Annotated in this window: 1 protein-coding gene; it reads right to left on the bottom strand. The window is 76.2% G+C overall.

What is annotated here, in order from left to right:
* Positions 1-28: 28 nt before the first annotated feature.
* Positions 29-19,876: a non-ribosomal peptide synthase/polyketide synthase gene (locus S1361_RS35580; protein WP_208035939.1), complete on the bottom strand. Its 19,848-nt coding sequence runs from the start codon at positions 19,874-19,876 to the stop codon at positions 29-31.
* Positions 19,877-19,881: the final 5 nt, after the last annotated feature.

The following is a 19,881-nucleotide window of genomic DNA, read 5'->3' as shown; positions in this document are numbered from 1 at the left end:
GGTGCGCGGGGTCCGGGCCGGCCGGTCGTCACCGGCCGCCCCGGGCGTGCCGGGCGAGGTGGCGCAGGGCCTCGGCGAACTCCTCGGCCACCCGGCGTACGGTCCCGGTGTCGTGGACGCCGGGCCGGTGGTGCCAGGTGAAGGCGAGCCGGCCGTGCTGCACCGCACCGACCACCTCCACCGGGTGCGAGCCGGGGTCGCGGGGGTCGTGGTCCTGCCCGAAGGAGCCGTGTTCGGCGCGGACCAGGCCGCCGTCGGCGGTCTCGGGGCGGGCGTCCCACTGGCCGAGGTAGTTGAACACCACCTGGCTGTGGGCGGCGCCGCCGAGGCGTTCGCGGACCTCGGGCGGGCCGAAGGTGCGCAGCGCGCCGAAGCCGATGCCGTTGCCGGGCACCGCGCGCAGCTGGCGGCGCACCGATTTCACCAGGGACCGCCAGTCGCGGTCCGGGCCGAGGTCGCCGGGGTCGGGCACCTGAAGGGCGACCGGGTACACGGTGGTGAACCAGCCGACGGTGCGGGAGAGGTCGACGCCGTCGAACAGGTCCTCGCGGCCGTGGCCCTCCAGGTCCAGGCGGACCCGGTCGCGTCCGGTCCAGCGGGCGAGCGCCAGGGCCAGGGCGGCGAGCAGTACGTCGTTGACCCGGGTGCGGTAGGCGGTGGGTGCGGAGCGCAGCAGGGCCGTGGTGTCGTCCTCGCCGAGTTCCACGCTCACCGTGGCGGCCGGGCCCGCGCCGGGCTCCGGGGCCGGTACGTCCTCGGCGTCCACCGCCTGTTCCCAGTACGGCAGTTCGTGGTCGAGTCCGCCCTCGGCGACGTGTGCGGCGAGGCCGCGGGCCCAGTCCCGGAAGCTGGTGCCGCGCTCGCCCAGGGTGACCGGGTCGCCCTGGAGGGCCTGCCGGTAGGCGGTCTCCAGGTCGTCGCGCAGGATGCGCCAGGAGACGGCGTCCACGACCAGGTGGTGGGCGACGAGGAGGAGGAACGCGGGCCGGCCGGGGTCCGCGGTGAACAGGGCCGCGCGCAGTTGCGGGCCGCGGGCCAGGTCGAAGCCCGCGTGCAGTTCGTCGGCGGCCTTCGCCATGGCCGCGTCGGCCTCCTCGGCGGACAGCCCGGTCAGGTCGTACCGGACGAGGAGCTCGTGTCCGGCGGCGGGCGGCGGGGTGAACTGGCGCCAGCCGCCGGCCTCCCGGGTGAAGCGCATGCGCAGCGCGTCGTGGTGTTCCAGCAGCGCGTCGAGGGCGGTGCGCAGGGCCCGCGGGTCGGGGGTGCCGTCGAGTTCCAGCAGCGCCGACTGGTTGAAGTGGTGGTGGGCGGCGCGGGGAGTGGTGAGGAACCACGACTGGATCGGGGTGAGCGGGACCTCGCCGGTCACCGGGCCGTGGTCGGACCGGCGGGGCGCGGTGCGGACCACGGTGGCGAGTTCGGCGACGGTCTGGTGCGTGAACAGGTCCCGGGTGGCCACGTGCAGGCCGTCGCGGCGCAGCCGCGAGACGACCTGCATGGTCAGGATGGAGTCGCCGCCGAGCGCGAAGAAGTTGTCGTCGGCGCCGACCTCATCGATGCCCAGCACGTCGGCCCAGATGCGGGCGATCCGGCGTTCGGTGTCGGTGCGCGGCGCGGTCCGCGGGCCGTCGGCGGAGCGCACCGGTCCGGGTGCGGGCAGGGCCCGCCGGTCGGTCTTGCCGTTCGGGGTGAGCGGCAGCCGGTCGAGCGGTACGAAGACGGACGGCACCATGTGCGGGGGCAGCGACCCGGCCAGGTGCAGCCGCAGTTCGCCGACGGGCAGCCCGGCGGCGGAGGGCTCGGCCGGAACGACGTAGGCGACGAGCCGGGCGGGCGCGCCGGGGCCCTCCTCCGCGCGGACGACGACGACCGCGTCCCGCACCAGGGGGCTGCGCCGCAACGCGCTCTCGATCTCGCCGGGTTCGATGCGGAAGCCGCGCAGCTTGACCTGGTCGTCGGCGCGTCCGGCGAAGCGGAGCCGGCCGTCGGCGGTCCAGCGGACCAGGTCCCCCGTGCGGTACATCCGCTCCCCCGGCGCGCCGAACGGGTCGGCGACGAACCGCTGGGCGGTGAGTCCCGGCCGGCGCAGGTAGCCGCGCGCGAGACCTGGGCCGGCGAGGTACAGCTCGCCGGTCACGCCGGGCGGTACGGGACGCAGGGCGGCGTCGAGCACGCGGACGCGGGTGAGGCCGGCGGGGCGGCCGATGGACGGGGCGCCGGTGCCCGGGGTCAGCGGGCCGGTCCAGGTGGCGACCACGGTCGCCTCGGTGGGCCCGTAGGAGTTGATCATCCGGCGGCCGGGGGCCCAGGTGTCGACCAGGTCGGCCGGGCAGGCCTCGGCGCCCACGATGAGCGTGCGCAGGGCGGGCAGGGCGGCGGCGGTCTGCGCCGGTACGGTGGCCAGCGCGGCCGGCGGGATCAGGGCGTGGCTGACGCGCCGCTCGGCGAGCACCTCCGCCAGCCGCTCCCCGACCAGCGGCCCCTCCTCTCCGGTGACCAGCGCGGCCCCGCTCAGCAGGGAGACGCACAGCTCCAGCACGGAGGCGTCGAAGCTGGGCGAGGCGAACTGCAGGACCCGGTCGCCGGGGCCGGCCGCGTACCGGGCGGCGGCCGCCGCGGCGAAGGAGGCGAGGCCCCGGTGGGTGACCACCACGCCCTTGGGGGTGCCGGTGGAGCCGGAGGTGTAGATGACGTAGGCCGGGTGGGCGGGGGTGAGGGCGGTGGGGCGGTCGGTGTCCGTGGGTGCCGTCTGCGGCCCGTCGGCGGCCCAGACCTCGGCGGGGTCGTCGAGGACGAGGTGGGCGCCCGCGTCCCGGATCATGAACTCCCGTCGCTGCGGCGGGTAGTCGGGGTCCACGGGCAGGAAGGCGCCGCCGGCCTTGGCGACCGCGAGCTGGGCCACGACGGCCGCCGCCGAGCGGGGCAGCGCCAGGGCCACCACCCGCTCCGGTCCGGCACCGTCCCCGAGGAGCCGGTGGGCGAGCCGGTTGGCGGCCCGGTCCACCTCCGCGTACGTCAGTTCCCGGTCGCCGTCCACCAGCGCCGGCGCGTCCGGGGTACGGGCGGCCTGCCGTTCGAACAGAGCGGGCAGGGTGGCCTCGGGCACCGGGCGGAAGGTGCCCCGGCCCTGGTCCGGCAGCGCCTTCAGCTCGTCGGCGGAGGCCAGCGGCAGGGCGCCGAGCGGGCGGTCCGGGTCCTCGGCGACGGCGTGCAGCAGGGTGCCGAGCTGTCCGGCCATGCGTTCCGCGGTGGCCGGGTCGAACAGGTCGGTGTTGTAGGTGAGCAGGCCGTGCAGGGCTCCGGAGCCGGTCTCGGCGAATTCCAGGGTGAGGTCGAACGCGGCCTGTTCCGACTCCGGTTCGACGTCGGTGACGTCCAGTCCGGGCAGGTCGAGGCCGGCGGCCGGGGTGTTCTGGAGGACGACCATCACCTGGAAGAGCGGGCTGCGGCTGGTGTCGCGGACCGGCTGCACCTCGTCCACCACCCGTTCGAACGGCACGTCCTGGTGGGCGAAGGCGTCGAGGACGGTCTGCCGTACGGCGGTGAGGAACCCGGTGAAGGGCTGCTCGGCCTCGGCCCGGGAGCGCAGCACCAGGGTGTTGACGAAGAACCCGACGAGGCCCTGCGTCTCGGGCCGGTCGCGGCCGGAGGTGACGGTGCCGACGGCGATGTCCTCGGCGCCCGAGACCCGGGCGAGGTAGGCCTGGGCGGCGGCGACGAGCGTGGTGAACAGGGTGGTCCCGTGCTCCCGGGCGAGCCGGGTCAGCCCCCGCACGGTCCTGGCGGGCACGGTCAGCCGGGTGGTCGCGCCGGCGCTGGTGCGCACCGGCGGCCGGGGCCGGTCGGTGGGCAGGTCCAGCGGTGCGGTGTCGGCCAGGTGCCGCTTCCAGTAGGCGAGGTGCTCCTGCGCGCCGGTCTCCCCGGCGGTGCGCTGCCAGTGCGCGTAGTCGGCGTACCGGACCGGCAGCGGCGCCAACTCGCTCTCTTGAACGCCTAGTTCAGCTCGATAGTAGTGGGCGAGGTCGCCGAGCAGGACGGAGGTTGACCAGCCGTCGGTGACGATGTGGTGCAGGGTGAGGGTGAGCACGTGCTCGTCCTCGGCCAGCCGGACCAGTCCGGTGCGCAGCAGCGGTCCCTCGCGCAGGTCGAAGGGGCGGGAGCGCTCCTCGGCGAGCAGGCGCCGCAGCGCCTGCTCCCGTTCACCTGCGGCCACCCGGGTCAGGTCGCGCACGGGCAGCGGCACGTCCTGCGGCGGGCGGACGAGCTGGACGCCGTGCCCGTCGACGCTGTCGAAGGTGGTGCGCAGCGACTCGTGCCGGGCCACCAGGGCACCGAGGGCGGCGCGCAGGGCGCGGGCGTCCAGGCTGCCGCGCAGGCGGAGGGCGAGCGCGGTGACGTACTCCGCGCCGCCCGGAGCGAACTCCTCCAGGAACCACAGGCGTTGCTGGGCGTACGACATCGGCGCGGCCCCCTCCCGGGTGACCGGGGTGATCGCCGCGCGGCCGGCGCCCTGCCGTGCGCCGAGCAGGCGGGCCAGTCCGGCCGGCGTGGGGTAGGTGAACACCGCGCGCGGGGTGACGTCGGTGTCGAAGGCCTCGGCGAGGCGGGAGGCGAGCCGGATGCTGAGGATCGAGTCGCCGCCGAGCTGGAAGAAGTCGTCCTCCACGCCGGGCGGTTCGCTGCCCAGCACCTCGCCGAACACGGCGGCCGTGCGGCGCTCGGCCTCGGTGCGGGGCTCGACCCGGGTGCCCCCCGGCAGGGCCTCGGGTGCGGGCAGGGCCGCCCGGTCGACCTTGCCGTTGCGGCTGAGCGGGAGGGCGGTGAGCGGTACGACGGCGGTGGGCACGAGGTAGTCGGGGAGGGTGCGTGCGGCGAAGGCCCGCAGCTCCTCGCCGTCCCCTCCGGCCGGTCCGACGACGTAGGCCACGAGCCGTTTGGCGCCCGGCCGGTCCTCGCGGGCCAGCACGGCCACGTCGACGACGTCCGGGTGGGCGGCGAGGGCGGCCTCGACCTCGGCGGGCTCGACCCGGAAGCCGCGGATCTTGACCTGGTCGTCGGCGCGGCCCAGGAACTCGACGGTGCCGTCCGGCCGCCGCCGGGCCAGGTCGCCGGTGCGGTACATGCGGGCGCCGGGCGGGCCGCAGGGGTCGGCGAGGAAGCGGGCCGCTGTGTCGCCGGGGCGGCCCAGGTAGCCGCGGGCGACGCCCTCGCCGGCCAGGTACAGCTCGCCCGCGCAGCCCGGCGGTACGGGGCGCAGCCGGGCGTCGAGGACGTGCACCCGCATGTCGTCCAGCGGCCGGCCGATGGGCACGGTGCCGGGTACGGCGGCCGGGTCGGTGAGGGCGCAGGAGGTGGCGAACGTGGTGGTCTCCGTGGGCCCGTAGCCGTCCACGACGGTCAGGCCGGGGCAGGCGGCCAGCACCCGGCGCACGGCCTGGGCGGGCACGACGTCGCCGCCGGTCCACACCTGCCGCAGGCCCCGGAAGCAGTCGGGGGCGTCCTGCGCGAGCAGCCGGAACAGTCCGGCGGTCAGCCACAGTGCGGTCAGCCCGCCGTCGGCGGCCAGCCGGCGCAGCAGGGCCGCGTCCACGCTCTCGCCCGGGGCCACGACCACGCAGCCGCCGGTGAGGAGCGGAGCCCACACCTCGAAGGTGGCGGCGTCGAAGGCGACCGGCGAGTGCAGCAGCACCCGGGCGCAGACGCCGTCGGAGAACCGGCTGTCGGTGGCGAGCGCCGCCACGTCCCGGTGCCGTACCGCGACCGCCTTGGGCAGGCCGGTCGAGCCGGAGGTGAACATCACGTAGGCCAGCCGGTCGGGATCGGCGGCCGGTGTCCGCCCGTCGCCGCTGCCGGTGCGGGCGGCGGCCACCTCGGCGGCGGTGAGCCGGACGGTGACGCCGGCCCGGGCGAGGAGGTCGCGGCGGCGCTCCTCGGGGGCCCGGGCGTCGACGGGGACGTAGGCGCCGCCGGCCATGAGCACCGCGAGCTGGGCGACGACGAGTTCGGCGGAGCGGTCCATCAGCAGCGCGACCCGGTCCTCGGCCGCGAGCCCGCCGGCCACCAGCCGTGCGGCGACGGCGCGGGCCCACTCGTCGAGCCCGCGGAAGGTCAGCTCGCGGTCGCCGTCGCGGACCGCGGGCGCGTCCGGAGTACGGCGGACCTGTTCCCGGAACAGGTCCACGGGACTGCGCGGGACGGCCGGCCGGGCGGTGGTGTTCCAGGCGGCCAGCAGGTCGCGGTCGGCCGGGGTGAGCAGGTCCAGGGCGGCCAGGTCGGTGTCGAACCCGTCGGCCAGGGTGGTGAGCAGGGCGGCCAGCCGGTCCGCGGCGCGTTCGGCGGTGCCGGCCTCGAACAGGTCGGGGTCGTAGGCCAGGTCGAAGCCGAGCCGTTCGGACAGGTGGGCGCGCAGGCACCACGGGAAGGTGGTGGCGTCGTCGGCGCGCACCTCCTCGACCCGGACGCCCGTGCGGGCCGTGGCCGACTCGTCCACGGGGTAGTTCTCGAAGACCACCATGCTGTCGAACAGAGCTTCGCCGGGCGGGACTTCGGCGACGGCCTGGATGCGGGGCAGGGCCAGGAAGTCGAAGCGACGGGCCTCGCTCTGCCGGTCCTGGAGGCCGCGCAGCCACGGCAGCACCGGCCCGGCGGGTATCCGGACCCGGGTCGGCACGGTGTTGATGAACATGCCGATCATGCCGTCGACGCCGGGGAGTTCGGCCGGCCGGCCGGAGACGGTGGTGCCGAACACCACGTCGTCCCGGCCGCTGTAGCGGGCCAGCAGCAGCGCCCAGGCGGCCGCCACCACGGTGTTGACGGTCAGCCCGGCGCGGGCGGCGGCCTCCCGCAGCCGGCGCGAGACGTTCGCGTCCAGCTCGTGGTGGACGGCGGCGGCGGACCGGGCGCGGTGGGCCTCGGCGGGGGTACGGTCGTACGGCAGCGGGGTGCGGGCGGTGAACCCGGCCAGCGCCTCGGCCCAGTGCCGCTCGGCCGCCGGCTCGTCCTGCTCGCGCAGCCAGTGCAGGAAGTCCGCGAAGGGCCGCCGTGCCGGGGGCGCCGGGTCGGGGCCGCCGGTCAGGGCGGCGTACCGCTCGCACACCTCGGTGAGCAGCTGCCCGGTGCTCCAGCCGTCGAGGACGATGTGGTGGGTGGACCACAGCAGCAGCACCTCGTCGCCGGGCAGGGCGGCCAGGGTGAGCCGGGTCAGCGGTGCGGCGGTGAGGTCCAGGCCGGCCGCGCGGTCATCGGCGAGCAGCCGCTCGGTGGTCTCCGCCCGCTGCGCGGGCGTCAGGGCGCGCCAGTCGAGGTGGGTGACGGGCAGTTCGGCGCGGTGGTGCACCACCTGCACCGGGTGGGGCAGGTGCTGCCAGTGGACGCTGGTGCGCAGCGCCGGGGTGCGGTCGGCGACCTGCTGCCAGGCGGCGGCGAAGGCGCGCGGGTCGCCCACGCCGGACAGCCGTACCGCCGTGCGGTCGAAGTAGGCGTGTTCGGTGTCCACCAGGCCGTGGAAGAGCATGCCGGACTGCAGCGGGGTGAGCGGCAGGACGTCCTCGACGTGCCGGCCGGTGCCGACGAGCCGGTCCAGCTGGTCCTGGGCGAGGCCGGCGAGGGGGAAGTCGGAGGGGGTACGGCCGCCCGTGCCGGGCCGGCCGCAGTGCGCCACGATGTCCCGCAGGGCGGCGAGCGTGTCCTCGGCGAGCCGGCGGACGGTGCTCTCGTCGTAGACCGCCGGCGGATAGGTCCAGCCGAGTTCGAGCCGGCCCTGCTGGACCACTCCGGTGACGTCCAGGAGGTACGGGCGGGGTTCGTCCGGGTCGGTGTCCCGGCCGGCCGGGGGCAGGGCGCCCCGGAACAGGCCGTCGGCACCGGCCGTGTCCCACTGGCCGTGGTAGTTGAAGCCGACCTGCGGGGCCGGTGTGCCGGTGAGCGGGCTGTCGGGTCGCAGGTGGCGCAGGGCGCCGTGGCTCAGGCCGTGCAGCGGCACCGCGCGCAGCTGCTCCTTGACCGAGCGGAGGGTGTCGTGCCAGCCGGCGTCCGGGGCGACGCGCAGGGCGAGCGGGAACTCGGCGGTGAACCAGCCGACGGTCCGGGAGAGGTCCACGTCCTCGAACAGGTCCTCCCGGCCGTGTCCCTCCACGCCGAGCATGACGGTGTCGCGCCCGCACCAGCGGGCCAGGGTGCGGCCGAGGGCGCTGAGCAGGACGTCGTTGACCTGGGTGCGGTAGGCCTCCGGGACCTGCCGCAGCAGGGCGTCGGTGGCCTCCTCGTCCAGCGTGACCGTGAGGGTGGCGGCGGTGCCGTGGGTGTTCGGTCCCGGGCGTCCGGCGGGCAGCTCGGCCGGGGCCGCGCCGGTGCGTGTCCAGTACGGCAGGTCGGCGTCGAGGGCGCCGGAGCGGGTGTGCCGGTCGAGGCGGGCGGCCCAGTGGCCGTAGGGGGTGCCGGTGGCGGGCAGCTCGACGGGCCGGCCGGCCGCGGCGGCCCGGTGGGCGGCCTCCAGGTCCGCCAGCAGGATGCGCCAGGACACCCCGTCGACCACCAGGTGGTGGGCGGTGACGACCAGTTGTCCCGGCCGCTGCGGGCCCCGGTCGAAGAACAGGACGCGGACGACCCGGCCCGCCAGGGGATCGAGGCCGGCCTGCGCCTCGTCGGTGAGCCGCTGGACCGCGGCCTCCAGCTCCGTGTCCTCCAGCCCGGCCGTGTCGTGGCGGGTGAAGACGCCGTCCGGCGCCTCGGGCAGCGCCTCCTGGTACCAGCCGTCGGCGGTGCGGTGGAAACGGGTGCGCAGGGCCGGGTGCCGGCGTACGACGGCGCCGACGGCCTGTGCGAGGGCCGGGTGGTCGGTGCCGGGGGCGAGTTCGAGGCGCTGGGTCATGGTGAACCGGAGCGGCCGGGCGGGGTCGCGGCCGTCCAGGTACCAGTGCTGGATCGGGGTGAGCGGCGCCTCGCCCGTCTCCTGTTCGGCAACCGGGCGCGGGGCGGACTCCTTCGCCCGGAGGGCGAGTTCGGCGACCGTCTGGTGGCGGAAGACGTCCTTGGTGGTGAGGGCGAGGCCGGCCTGCCGGGCGCGGGAGACGATCTGGATGCTCAGGATGGAATCGCCGCCGAGCGCGAAGAAGTTGTCGCGCGCGCCGACCCGTTCGACGCCGAGCACCTCGGCCCAGATCGCGGCCAGGCGTTCCTCCGTGCCGGGCCGGGGGGCGACGTACGGGGTGCTGCTGTCGGGCTGTGCGGGCGGCGCGGGCAGGGCACGCCGGTCGGTCTTGCCGCTGGTGGTGCGCGGGATGCGGGCCAGCGGCACGAACGCGGCGGGCACCATGTGGTCGGGCAGGGTACGGCGCAGCGCGAGGCGCAGCTCGTCGGCGGACGGGAGGCGTTCGCCGACGGGCACCACATAGCCGACGAGGACGAGCCGGCCGGCGTGTTCCCGTGCGGTGACCGCGGCGTCGGCGACGTCCGGGTGGTCCAGGAGGGCGGCCTCCACCTCGCCGGGCTCGATGCGGAACCCGCGTATCTTCACCTGTTCGTCCACCCGGCCAAGGAACTCCAGCAGCCCGTCCCGGTCCCAGCGGGCGCGGTCCCCGGTGCGGTACATCCGCTCCCCCGGCGCGCCGAACGGGTCGGCGAGGAAGCGGGCGGCGGTGAGGCCGGGCCGGTGCAGATAGCCGCGGGCCACCTGCGCCCCGGCCAGGTACAGCTCGCCGGGCACTCCGGGCGGCACCGGGCGCAGGGCGCCGTCGAGCACGTAGGCCCGCAGGTTGCCGCCGGGACGGCCGATGACGGGGCGGTCGGACCGGTCGGCGGGGCGGCCGTAGGCGGCGTCGACGGTGCACTCGGTGGGTCCGTACATGTTGTACACCGCCACGCCCGACTCCCGTTCGGCGCGGGCGAGTTCGCGCCAGTCGGCCGGGGAGACGGCCTCGCCGCCGACGAGCAGCAGGCGCGGGTGGTGGCGGCCGGGGGCGAGCAGGCCGGCGGCGGTGAGTTCACGCAGGAAGGACGGGGTGACGTTGACGAGGTCGAGGCGGTGTGCGGCGATCCGGGCGCAGAACGCCTCCGGGTCCAGGCGTACGTCCTCGTCGATCAGGTGGACCTCGTGGCCGAGGGCGAGAAGCAGCGGCCCCTCCCAGGAGGTGTCGAAGGAGAAGGAGGCGCTGAGTGCGGCCCGCAGCCGCAGCCCGCCGCCGGTGTGCGGGGCGAGCAGGTGCGCGCGGTGGTCGTGGCACAGGTTGACCAGCTGCCGGTGTTCGACGGCGACGCCCTTGGGGCGGCCGGTGGAGCCGGAGGTGTAGACGATGTAGGCGGTGTGTTCGGGCAGCAGGGGCCGGACGCGGTCGGCGTCGGTCGGGTCGTGGGCGGGGAGCCGGTCCCAGGGCACCTCGCCGAGGCCGGTCAGCAGGGTGTGCGGACGGGCGTCGGAGAGGAGGAAGTCCACTCGCTCCCGGGGGAGTTCGGGGTCCAGGCAGAGCAGGGTGGCGCCCGCCTTGAGGACCGCGAGCACCGCCACCACCAGGTCGGAGGTGCGCGGGAGCCGTACGGCGACCACGTCCTCGGTGCCGGTGCCCTGGGCGATGAGGTGGTGGGCCAGCCGGTTGGCGCGCTCGTTCAGCGCCCCGAGGTCCAGGGTGGTGTCCCGGGCCACCAGGGCGGTGTGGCGGGGGGTCCGGGCGGCCTGCGCCTCGAACAGGGCGGGGAAGGTGGTGTCCGGCTCGGGCAGCCGGGCGCCCTGCCCGTACCGCAGCACAAGACGCCGTTCGTCGCCGGTCATCAGCGGCAGGTGCCCCACGGCCCGCCCCGGATCCTCGGCGGCGGCCTCCAGCAGGACGCGCAGCCGGGCCGCCAGGCGTTCGGCGGTGTCGGCGTCGAAGAGCCCGGTGTTGTACTCCAGGTAGCCGGTGAGCCCACCGTCCGTCTCCGTGAAGTCGAAGGCGAGGTCGAAGGTGGCGGTGCGGACCGGCGGCGTCACCGGTTCCACCGCCAGGCCGGGCAGCCGGGGCGGCTCGCCACCGAGGTTGTGCAGGGCGACCATGACCTGGAACAGAGGGGTGCGGCTGGTGTCCCGCTCGGGCTGGAGGGCGTCCACCACCCGCTCGAAGGGCACCTCCTGGTGGGCGAACGCCTCCAGGACGGTGGTGCGCACCTCGGCCAGCAGCTCCCGGAACGGCAGTTCGGGCCGGATCCGGGCGCGCAGCACCAGCGTGTTGACGAACATGCCGACCACGTCGTGCAGCTCGGACCGCTCGCGGCCCGCGGTGACGGTACCGACGGTGACGTCCTCCTGGCCCGCCCAGCGGGCGAGCAGGATCTGGCAGGCCGTGACCAGCGTCATGTAGAGGGTGGCGTCGGCCTCCCGGCCCCGTTCGCGCAGCCGTTCGGTCAGCGCGGCGGGCAGGGTGAAGGTCACCAGGGCGCCCTCGCGGGTGCGGACGGCCGGCCGGGGCCGGTCGGTGGGCAGCTCCAGCGGAGTCACACCGTCCAGGACCCGGCGCCAGTGGGCGAGTTCGGCCTCGGCCCGCTCGGCGCGGGTGCGCTGCCAGGTGGCGTAGTCGGTGTAGCGGACGGGCAGCCGGGGCAGGTCGGGGCGGCGGTCCTCCAGGGCCGCCGCGTACAGCTCGCCCAGGTCCCGGGCCAGCACGCCGGTGGACCAGCCGTCGGTGACGATGTGGTGCGCGGCCAGCACGAGGACGTGGTCGTCGTCGGCGAACCGGGCCAGGCGGGCCCGGAACAGCGGCCCGGTGGCCAGGTCGAAGGGGGTGGTGGCCTCCCGGTCCAGCAGGGCGTCGAGGGCGGTGGTGTCCGGGAGGTCGTCCACCGGGAGGTCGACGGGGCGCGCCGGGTGGACGACCTGCCGGGCCTGGCCGTCGAGTTCGGTGAACGTGGTGCGCAGGGTCCCGTGCCGGGCGACCAGGCCGTCCAGGGCGGTGCGCAGGGCGGCGGTGTCGAGCGGGCCGCGCAGCCGCAGCACGGACAGGGTGGTGTACTCGGTGCTGCCCGGCTCGAACCGGTCGAGGAACCACAGGCGTTGCTGGGCGTACGACAGCGGCGCCGGGGCGTCCGCGGCGGCGGCCGGGATGGCGTCGGCGGTGTTCCCGCTGCGGGGTTCGCCCAGTGCGGCCGCGAGGGCGGCCACGGTGGAGTGGGTGAACAGCAGCCGGGGTGAGACGTCCGCGCCGAAGGCGGCGCGCAGCCGGGCGGTGACGCGGACGGCGAGGATGGAGTCGCCGCCGAGGGCGAAGAAGTCGTCGTCGGCGCTGACCTCGTCGGTGTCCAGGACGTCGGTCCACGCGGCAGCGACCAGCCGTTCGGCCGGGGTGCGCGGCGGGGTCCGCGGGCCGTCGGCGGCGAAGCCGTCGGGGCCGGGCGCGGGCAGTGCGCGCCGGTCGAGTTTGCCGTTGGCGGTGAGCGGTAGCGCGGCCATCGGCACATAGGCGGCCGGCACCATATGCGCGGGCAGCAACGCCTCCAGGTGGGCGCGGAGTTCGGCGGCGGGCGGAGGCGGTACGGCGCGGTCGCCGGTGCCGGTGCCGACGACGTGGGCGACGAGCCGGCGGGTCCCGGCGGTGTCCTCGTACACGCCGACGGTGGCGGCGCCCACACCGGGGTGGCGGTGCAGGGCGGCCTCGATCTCGCCGGGTTCGATGCGGTAGCCGCGGATCTTGACCTGCTGGTCGGCGCGGCCCAGGTACTCCAGGGTGCCGGCGGCCCGCCGGCGGGCCCGGTCCCCGGTGCGGTACATGCGGGTGCCGGGCCGTCCGAACGGGTCGGCGAGGAAGCGGGTCGCGGTGAGGCCGGGCCGGTTCAGGTAGCCGCGCGCCAGGCCCTCGCCGGCGACGAACAGCTCGCCGACGGCACCTGGGGGCACCGGCTGGAGGGTGTCGTCGAGGACGTAGAGCCGCAGGTCGGGGATGCCGGTTCCGATGGGGCTCGCGGTGCCGGCGCCGGCCGCCCGGCGGTCCAGCGGAGCGTGGGTGACGTGCACGGTGGTCTCGGTGATGCCGTACATGTTCACCAGGCGGGGCGCGGTGTCCGGGTGGCGGGTGTACCAGTCGGCGAGCCGGGTCACGTCCAGCGCCTCACCGCCGAAGATCACCGTGCGCAGCGCCAACCTGTTGCTGACGTCGGGGAGTTCGGCGTCGGCCCGGCTGAGGGGGTGGAAGGCGGAGGGGGTCTGGTTGAGGACGGTGACCTGTTCGTCGGCGAGCAGGCGCAGGAAGTCCTCCGGGGAGCGGGCGGTGTCCTCGGGGACGATCACCAGCCGGCCGCCGTGCAGCAGCGGGCCCCACAGCTCCCACACCGAGAAGTCGAAGGCGTAGGAGTGGAACAGCGTCCACACGTCGTCGGGGCCGAAGCCGAACCAGTGCCGGGTGCGGGTGAAGAGCCGGACCACGTTGGCGTGCGGGACGACGACACCCTTGGGCCGTCCGGTGGAGCCGGAGGTGTAGATGGCGTAGGCGGGGCTCTCGGGCAGTGCGCGGCGGGCCGGGCCGGCGGCCGGGCGCCGGGCCAGGTCGGCGCGGACGCCGGGGTCGTCCAGCAGGAGGACCGGTACGGCCGTGTCGGCCGCGGTCTGCCGGGTGGTCACCAGCGTCACCGGCCGGGCGTCGGCGAGCAGGTCCCGGACGCGTTCCGCGGGCAGCGCGGGGTCGACGGGCAGGTAGGCGGCGCCGGTCTTGAGGACGGCGAGGACGGCCACGACGAGGTCGGTGGAGCGGGGCAGCGCGAGGGCCACGAACGTCTCCGGTCCGGCGCCGACTTCGGCGAGCCGGTGCGCGAGCCGGCTCGCCCGCGTGTCCAGGGTGGCGTAGTCGAGCCGGTCGTCGCCGCAGGTGACGGCTTCGGCCCCGGGGGTGCGGGCGGCCTGGGCGGCGAAGAGGGCGTCCAGGGTTTCGGCGGGCCGGCCCTCCTCGGTGCCGTTCCAGTCGGCCAGCATCCGGCGCCGCTCCTCGGCGGTCGTCCAGGCGAGGGCGCGCACGGGCCGGTCCGGGTCGTCGGCCAGCTCGGTGAGCAGCAGGCACAGCCGGTCGGCGAGGGACCGTACCGTCGTCGCGTCGAACAGCTCCGGGTCGTAGCCGAGGTCGAAGCCGAACCGCTCGCCCTGGTAGGCCCGCAGCACGAGGGGGTAGTTGGTGGCGTCGCGGGCGGAGACGTCGGCCAGACGGATCCCGGTGCCGGCCGAACGGGCCTGGTCGAAGGGGTAGTTCTCGAAGGCGACCATGCTGTCGAACAGCGGGCTGCCGGCCGGCACGTCGCTGAGCGAGGTCAGCTCGGCGAGGGACACCGCGGCGAACCGCCGGGCCTCGGCCTGCGCCTCCTGCAGCTCCCGCAGCCAGGCGGCGGCGGTGCGGCGGCCGTCCACGCGGACCCGGGTGGGCAGGGTGTTGATGAACATGCCGACCATCGACTCGACGCCGGGCAGGTCGTCGGGGCGGCCGGAGACGGTGGTCCCGAACAGTACGTCCCGCTCGGCGCTGTAGCGGGACAGCAGCAGCGCCCAGGCGCCCTGGACCACCGTGCCGAGGGTCAGTCCGGCCGCGCGGGCGGTGCGGGCGAGCCGCGCGGACACCTCGCCGGACAGACCGGCGGTGTGCACGCGGCCGGAGCGGGTCTCGTGCCCCGGGCGCCGGACACGGTCGACGGGCAGCGGGGTCGGGGTGGCGAACCCGGCGAGGACGCCCCGCCAGTGCGCGCGGGCGGCCTCGGTGTCCTGGCCGGCCAGCCAGCGCACGTAGTCGGCGAACGGCCGGCGTACCGGGGGCGGGGTTCCCGCGCCGGTGGTGAGGGCCGCGTACTCCGCGAAGACGTCGGTGAGCACCTGGGCCAGGCTCCAGCCGTCCAGGATCAGGTGGTGGGAGGTCCACAGCAGGTGCAGCCGGTCGTCGGGCAGCCGGACCAGGGTGAGCCGCATCAGGGGTGCGGTGCCGAGGTCCAGGCCGCGTGCGAGGTCGTCGGCGCGCAGCCGGTCCAGCCGCCCGGCCCGCTCCCCCGCGTCCAGGTGGCGCCAGTCCAACTGCTCCGTCGGCACGGTGACGTGTCGGTGCACGACCTGGAGCGGTACCGGGACGTCCTCCCACACGACCGAGGTGCGCAGGGCGGGGGTACGGTCGGTCACCCGCTGCCAGGCCACGGCGAGGGCGTCGGGGTCGGTCACCCCGTCCAGCAGCAGTGCGGCCTGGTCGACGTACACGTCGTCCGGTCCGCCGACCAGCCGGTGGAAGAGCATGCCCTCCTGGAGCGGGGTCAGCGGCAGCAGGTCCTCCACGTCCCGGCCGTCCCCCGCCAGGCGGTCCACGCCGGCCTGGTCGAGGCCGGCGAGGGGGAAGTCGGAGGGGGTACGGCCGCCCGCGCCGGGCCGGGCGCAGTGCTCGGCGATGGCAGCGAGCGCGCGCACCATGCCCTCGGCCAGCTCCCGGACGGTACCCGGGCGGTGCACCTGGTCGCTGTAGTGCCAGGTGATCTCCATTTCGCCGTCGGCGACCAGCGCGGACACGTCCAGCAGGTGGTCCAGGGGCGCACCGGGGTCCGTGTCCCGGCCGGGTACGTCGGCCACGGGCGCGAAGTCCCCTCCGCCGGGCGCCTCCCACTGGCCGTGGTAGGTGAAGCACACCTGGGGCAGCGGGAGTCCGGCGAGGGCGCGGGCGGCGGGGCGGGGCGATCCGAGGTGGCCCAGCGCCTGGTAGCTCAGGCCACGGCGGGGAACGGCCCGCAGCCGCTCCTTGACGGACTTGAGCGTGGCGCCCCAGTCGGCCGGGCCTGCCGGGGTCAGGGTGACCGGGTACTGGGTGGTGAACCAGCCGACCGTGCGGGACAGTTCGGCACCCTCGACCAGGTCCTCCTCGCGGCCGTGGCCCTCCAGGGCGACGGTCACCCGGTCCGTGCCCGTCCAGTCGGCCAGCACCCGGGCCAGTGCGCTCAGCAGCACGTCGTTGATCTGGGTGCGGTAGACCCCGGGCACGCGGCGCAGCAGCGCCTCGGTGGTGGCGCGGTCCACCCGGGTGCGGACGGTGTGCACGGATCCGGCGAGCGGGGTGCCGGGCAGGTCGACGGGGAGCGGGGTGCGCGGGAGCGCGGCTTCCGCCGTCCAGTGCGGCAGGTCGTCGTCCAGGCCGCCGGCCCGGACCCGGTCGGCGAGGTCGCGCGCCCAGTCGGCGAACGGGGTGTGCTCGGGCTCCGGTCGGGGTTCCTCGCCCGCCGCGGCCTGCCGGTAGGCCTGTTCCAGGTCGGCGAGCAGCACCCGCCAGGAGACGCTGTCGACCGCCAGGTGGTGTGCGGTCAGGAAGAGTTGCGGGCGCTGCCCGCCGGTCAGCAGGGCAGCGCGGAACAGGGCTCCGGTGGCCGGGTCCAGGGCCGCGCGGGCGGCCTGGGCCGCCTCGGCGGGCGGGGTCCCGGGGCCGTGGCGGGTGAGCAGCCCGGTGGCCGGGCCGGTGCCGGGGTGCTGCCGCCAGGTGTCCCCGGTGCGGGTGAAGCGGGTGCGCAGGGCCGGGTGCCGGGCCGGCAGGGCCTCCAGTGCCCGTTCCAGCGCCCGCTCGTCCAGGTCGTACGGCAGGTCGAGCAGCATCGACATGCCGAAGTGCCGCAGCGGGCCGTGCGTGGCGAAGAACCACTCCTGGACCGGGGTGAGGGGGGCGGGTCCGTCCGCGTGCGGGCGCCGCGGGGCGGGCGGGGTCCCGGTGCGGTGGGACGCGGCGGCGGCCAGGTCCGCGACGGTCTGGTGCCGGAAGACGTCCTGGGAGCCGATACCGATGCCCGCGGCGCGCGCCCGGGAGACGGCCTGGATGCTCAGGATCGAGTCGCCGCCCAGCTCGAAGAAGTTGTCCGTGACGCCGACCCGGTCCACGCCGAGCACCTCGGCCCAGATGCCGGCCAGGGTCTCCTCGTCGGGGGTGCGCGGGGCGACGAACTCCCGCGTGCCGGCGTCGTGTTCGGGGGCCGGCAGGGCGCGGCGGTCCAGTTTGCCGCTGGTGGTCAGCGGCAGTGCGTCCAGCGGGGTGAAGGAGGACGGCACCAGCGCGTCGGGCAGCACCCGGCGCAGGGCCGAGCGCAGGCCGGCGGGGGCGGGCCGGGGTGCGCCGGGCGCGGGAACGACGTAGGCGGCGAGGCGGGAGTGGCCGTGCGGGTCGGGCACGGCGACGACCGCGGCGGCGGTGATGCCGGGCAGCGCGAGCAGGGCGGCCTCGATCTCGCCGGGCTCGATGCGGTGGCCGCGCACCTTGACCTGGTCGTCGGCGCGGCCGAGGTAGTCGAGGCAGCCGTCGGCGGTCCAGCGGGCCAGGTCCCCCGTGCGGTACATGCGGGTGCCGGGCGGCCCGTAGGGGTCGGCGAGGAAGCGGGCGGCGGTCAGGCCGGGGCGGCCGGTGTAGCCCCGGGCCAGCTGGGGGCCCGCGAGGTACAGCTCACCGCCGACACCGGGCGGCACCGGCTGAAGCCGGTCGTCCAGCACATACGCCCGCAGGCCCGGCAGGGGGCGGCCCACCAGCGGGCGGTCGCCGTCGATCCGGCAGGACAGCGCGTCGACCGTGCACTCGGTGGGGCCGTAGAAGTTGTGGGCGGTCACGTCCGGATGGGCGGCCAGCTCCCGCCACAGCGCGGGCCCGGCCGCCTCGCCGCCGAGCATGAGGACCCGGGGGTGGTGCCGGGGGTCGGTGAGCAGTCCGGCGGGCAGCAGCTGCCGCAGGTAGGAGGGGGTGACGTCGAGGAAGTCGACGCGGTGCCGGACGACGTACTCGACCAGGGCGGCCGGGTCGATCCGGGTCGCCTCGTCCACCAGGTGCAGCGGGTGGCCGTCGGCCATCAGCAGCACGCCTTCGAGGGAGGTGTCGAAGGAGAAGGACGCGGTGAGCGCGACCCGCAGCGGACCGCCGCCCGCCTCGGCGACGAAGCCGGCCCGGTGGGCGGCCAACAGGTGCGCCGCCGCGCGGTGGGACACGGCGACGCCCTTGGGCCGGCCGGTGGAGCCGGAGGTGTGGATGACGTACGCGGTGTGCTCGGGGTGCAGCGGGGCACGCCGGTCGGTGTCCGGGGCGGTCGCGGGTACGGCGCGCAGGGCGGCCTCGTCCAGGACCAGGGCCGGGCGGGTGTCGTCCAGCAGGTACCGGACGCGTTCCTCGGGCAGGGCCGGGTCGAGCGGCAGGTATCCGGCGCCGGACTTCCAGACGGCGAGGATCGCGGTGATCATGTCGGCGGTGCGCGGCAGCCGCAGCGCGACCAGCCGTTCGGGGGCCGCGCCGAGCGCGACGAGGTGGTGGGCGAGCCGGTTGGCGCGGGCGTTGAGCGTGGCGTAGTCCAGCCGTTCGCCGCCCGCGACGAGGGCGAGGGCGTCCGGGGTGCGGGCCGCGCGGCGCTCGAAGAGGGCCGGGAGGAGGGTGTCGTCCACGGACAGGTGCGGGCCGGCGCTCCAGTCGTGGACGAGGCGCCGTACCTCGTCCCCGGACAGCAGGGGCAGGGTGCCCAGCGGGCGGTCCGGGGTGTCGGCGGCCCCGTGGAGCAGGCGCAGCAGCTGTCCGGCCAGCCGCTCGGCGGTGGCCGCGTCGAACAGGTCGGTGCGGTACTCCAGCAGACCGGTCAGCGCGGTGCCGTCCGGCACGAACTCGATGCTCAGGTCGAAGGTGGCCGCCTGCCGGGGCACGGTGACCGGGCTGGTGGCGAGGGAGCGCGGGGCGGTCGCGGCGGGCGGTTCGGGGTGCAGCAGGACCATCACGTCGAACAGCGGGTTACGGCCCGCCTCCCGGGGGGCGCCCACCGCCTCCACGACCCGTTCGAACGGCGTGTCGCCGTGGGCGAAGGCGTCGCCCACCGTCCCGGCCGCCTTCGCCAGCAGGTCACGGAAGGATCCGGAGGCGTCCACCGGGGTGCGCAGCGCGACGGTGTTCACGAAGAACCCGACGGTCCGTTCCAGATCGGTGCGGGACCGGCCCGGCGTCAGTGAGCCGACGGTGATGTCGTCCTGGCCGGACCAGCGGGCCAGCAGCGCCTGGGTGGCGGCGACCAGGGCGGTGTGGAGGGTGCTGTGCTGTTCTCTGGCGAGATCGCGCAGCCGGGCGGTGAGGCGGGCCGGGACGGTGAAGGTGTGGACGGCGCCCTCCCCCGCCTCCTCGCCGCGCCGGGGCCGGTCCAGGGGCAGCTCCGGGGCGACCGAGCCCGACAACTGTTCGCGCCAGTAGTCGAGTTCGCGCTCCAGTCGGGGGCCCGAGAGCTGGGCGCGCTGCCACACCGCGAAGTCCGGGTACTGCGTGGCCGGCGCGGGCAGGTCCGGCCGGGCGCCCCGGGCGAGGGCGTCGTAGGCGGTGCACAGCTCGTCCAGGACCACGCCCATCGACCAGCCGTCCGTGACGATGTGATGGGCCGTCAGCAGAAGGACGTGCGCGGTGGCCGACTCGCGCAGCAGCAGGGCCCGGAGCAGGGGCCCCTGCCGCAGGTCGAAGGGGCGGGAGTACTCGGCCAGCAGGTCCGCGTCCAGGTCGGCGGAGTCCTGGACGGGCACCGGCACCGGTCCCGCGGGGTGCACGCGCTGCACCGGCCGGCCGTCGGTCTCCTCGAAGGTGGTGCGCAGGGCCTCGTGGCGGGCCACGACGGCGGTGAGGGCCTCGGCCAGCGCCGCGCGGTCCAGGGCGCCGGTGAGACGGACCGCGACAGCGCTGTTGTAGCGGGGGTCGCCGGGGCGCAGCCGGTCCAGGAACCACAGCCGCTGCTGGGCGAAGGACAGCGGCAGCGGGCGGTCGCGGTCGGCGCGCGGGATGCCCTGCCGGGTGGCCGGTGCCGTGCCGCCGGCCAGCCGCCGCCGCAGCGCCTCCCGCAGCTCCTCGGGCAGCGCCTCGGCACGGTCGCGCAGAGAGGGCCGGGAGGGCCGCGCGGAGCCGGAGGGGTTGGAAGGGGTCGAAGACGTCATGGTCG

The organism is Streptomyces cyanogenus (assembly GCF_017526105.1).
In the GTDB taxonomy this organism is placed as follows: Bacteria; Actinomycetota; Actinomycetes; order Streptomycetales; family Streptomycetaceae; genus Streptomyces; species Streptomyces cyanogenus.
This window is presented reverse-complemented; position numbering and strand designations above follow the sequence as displayed.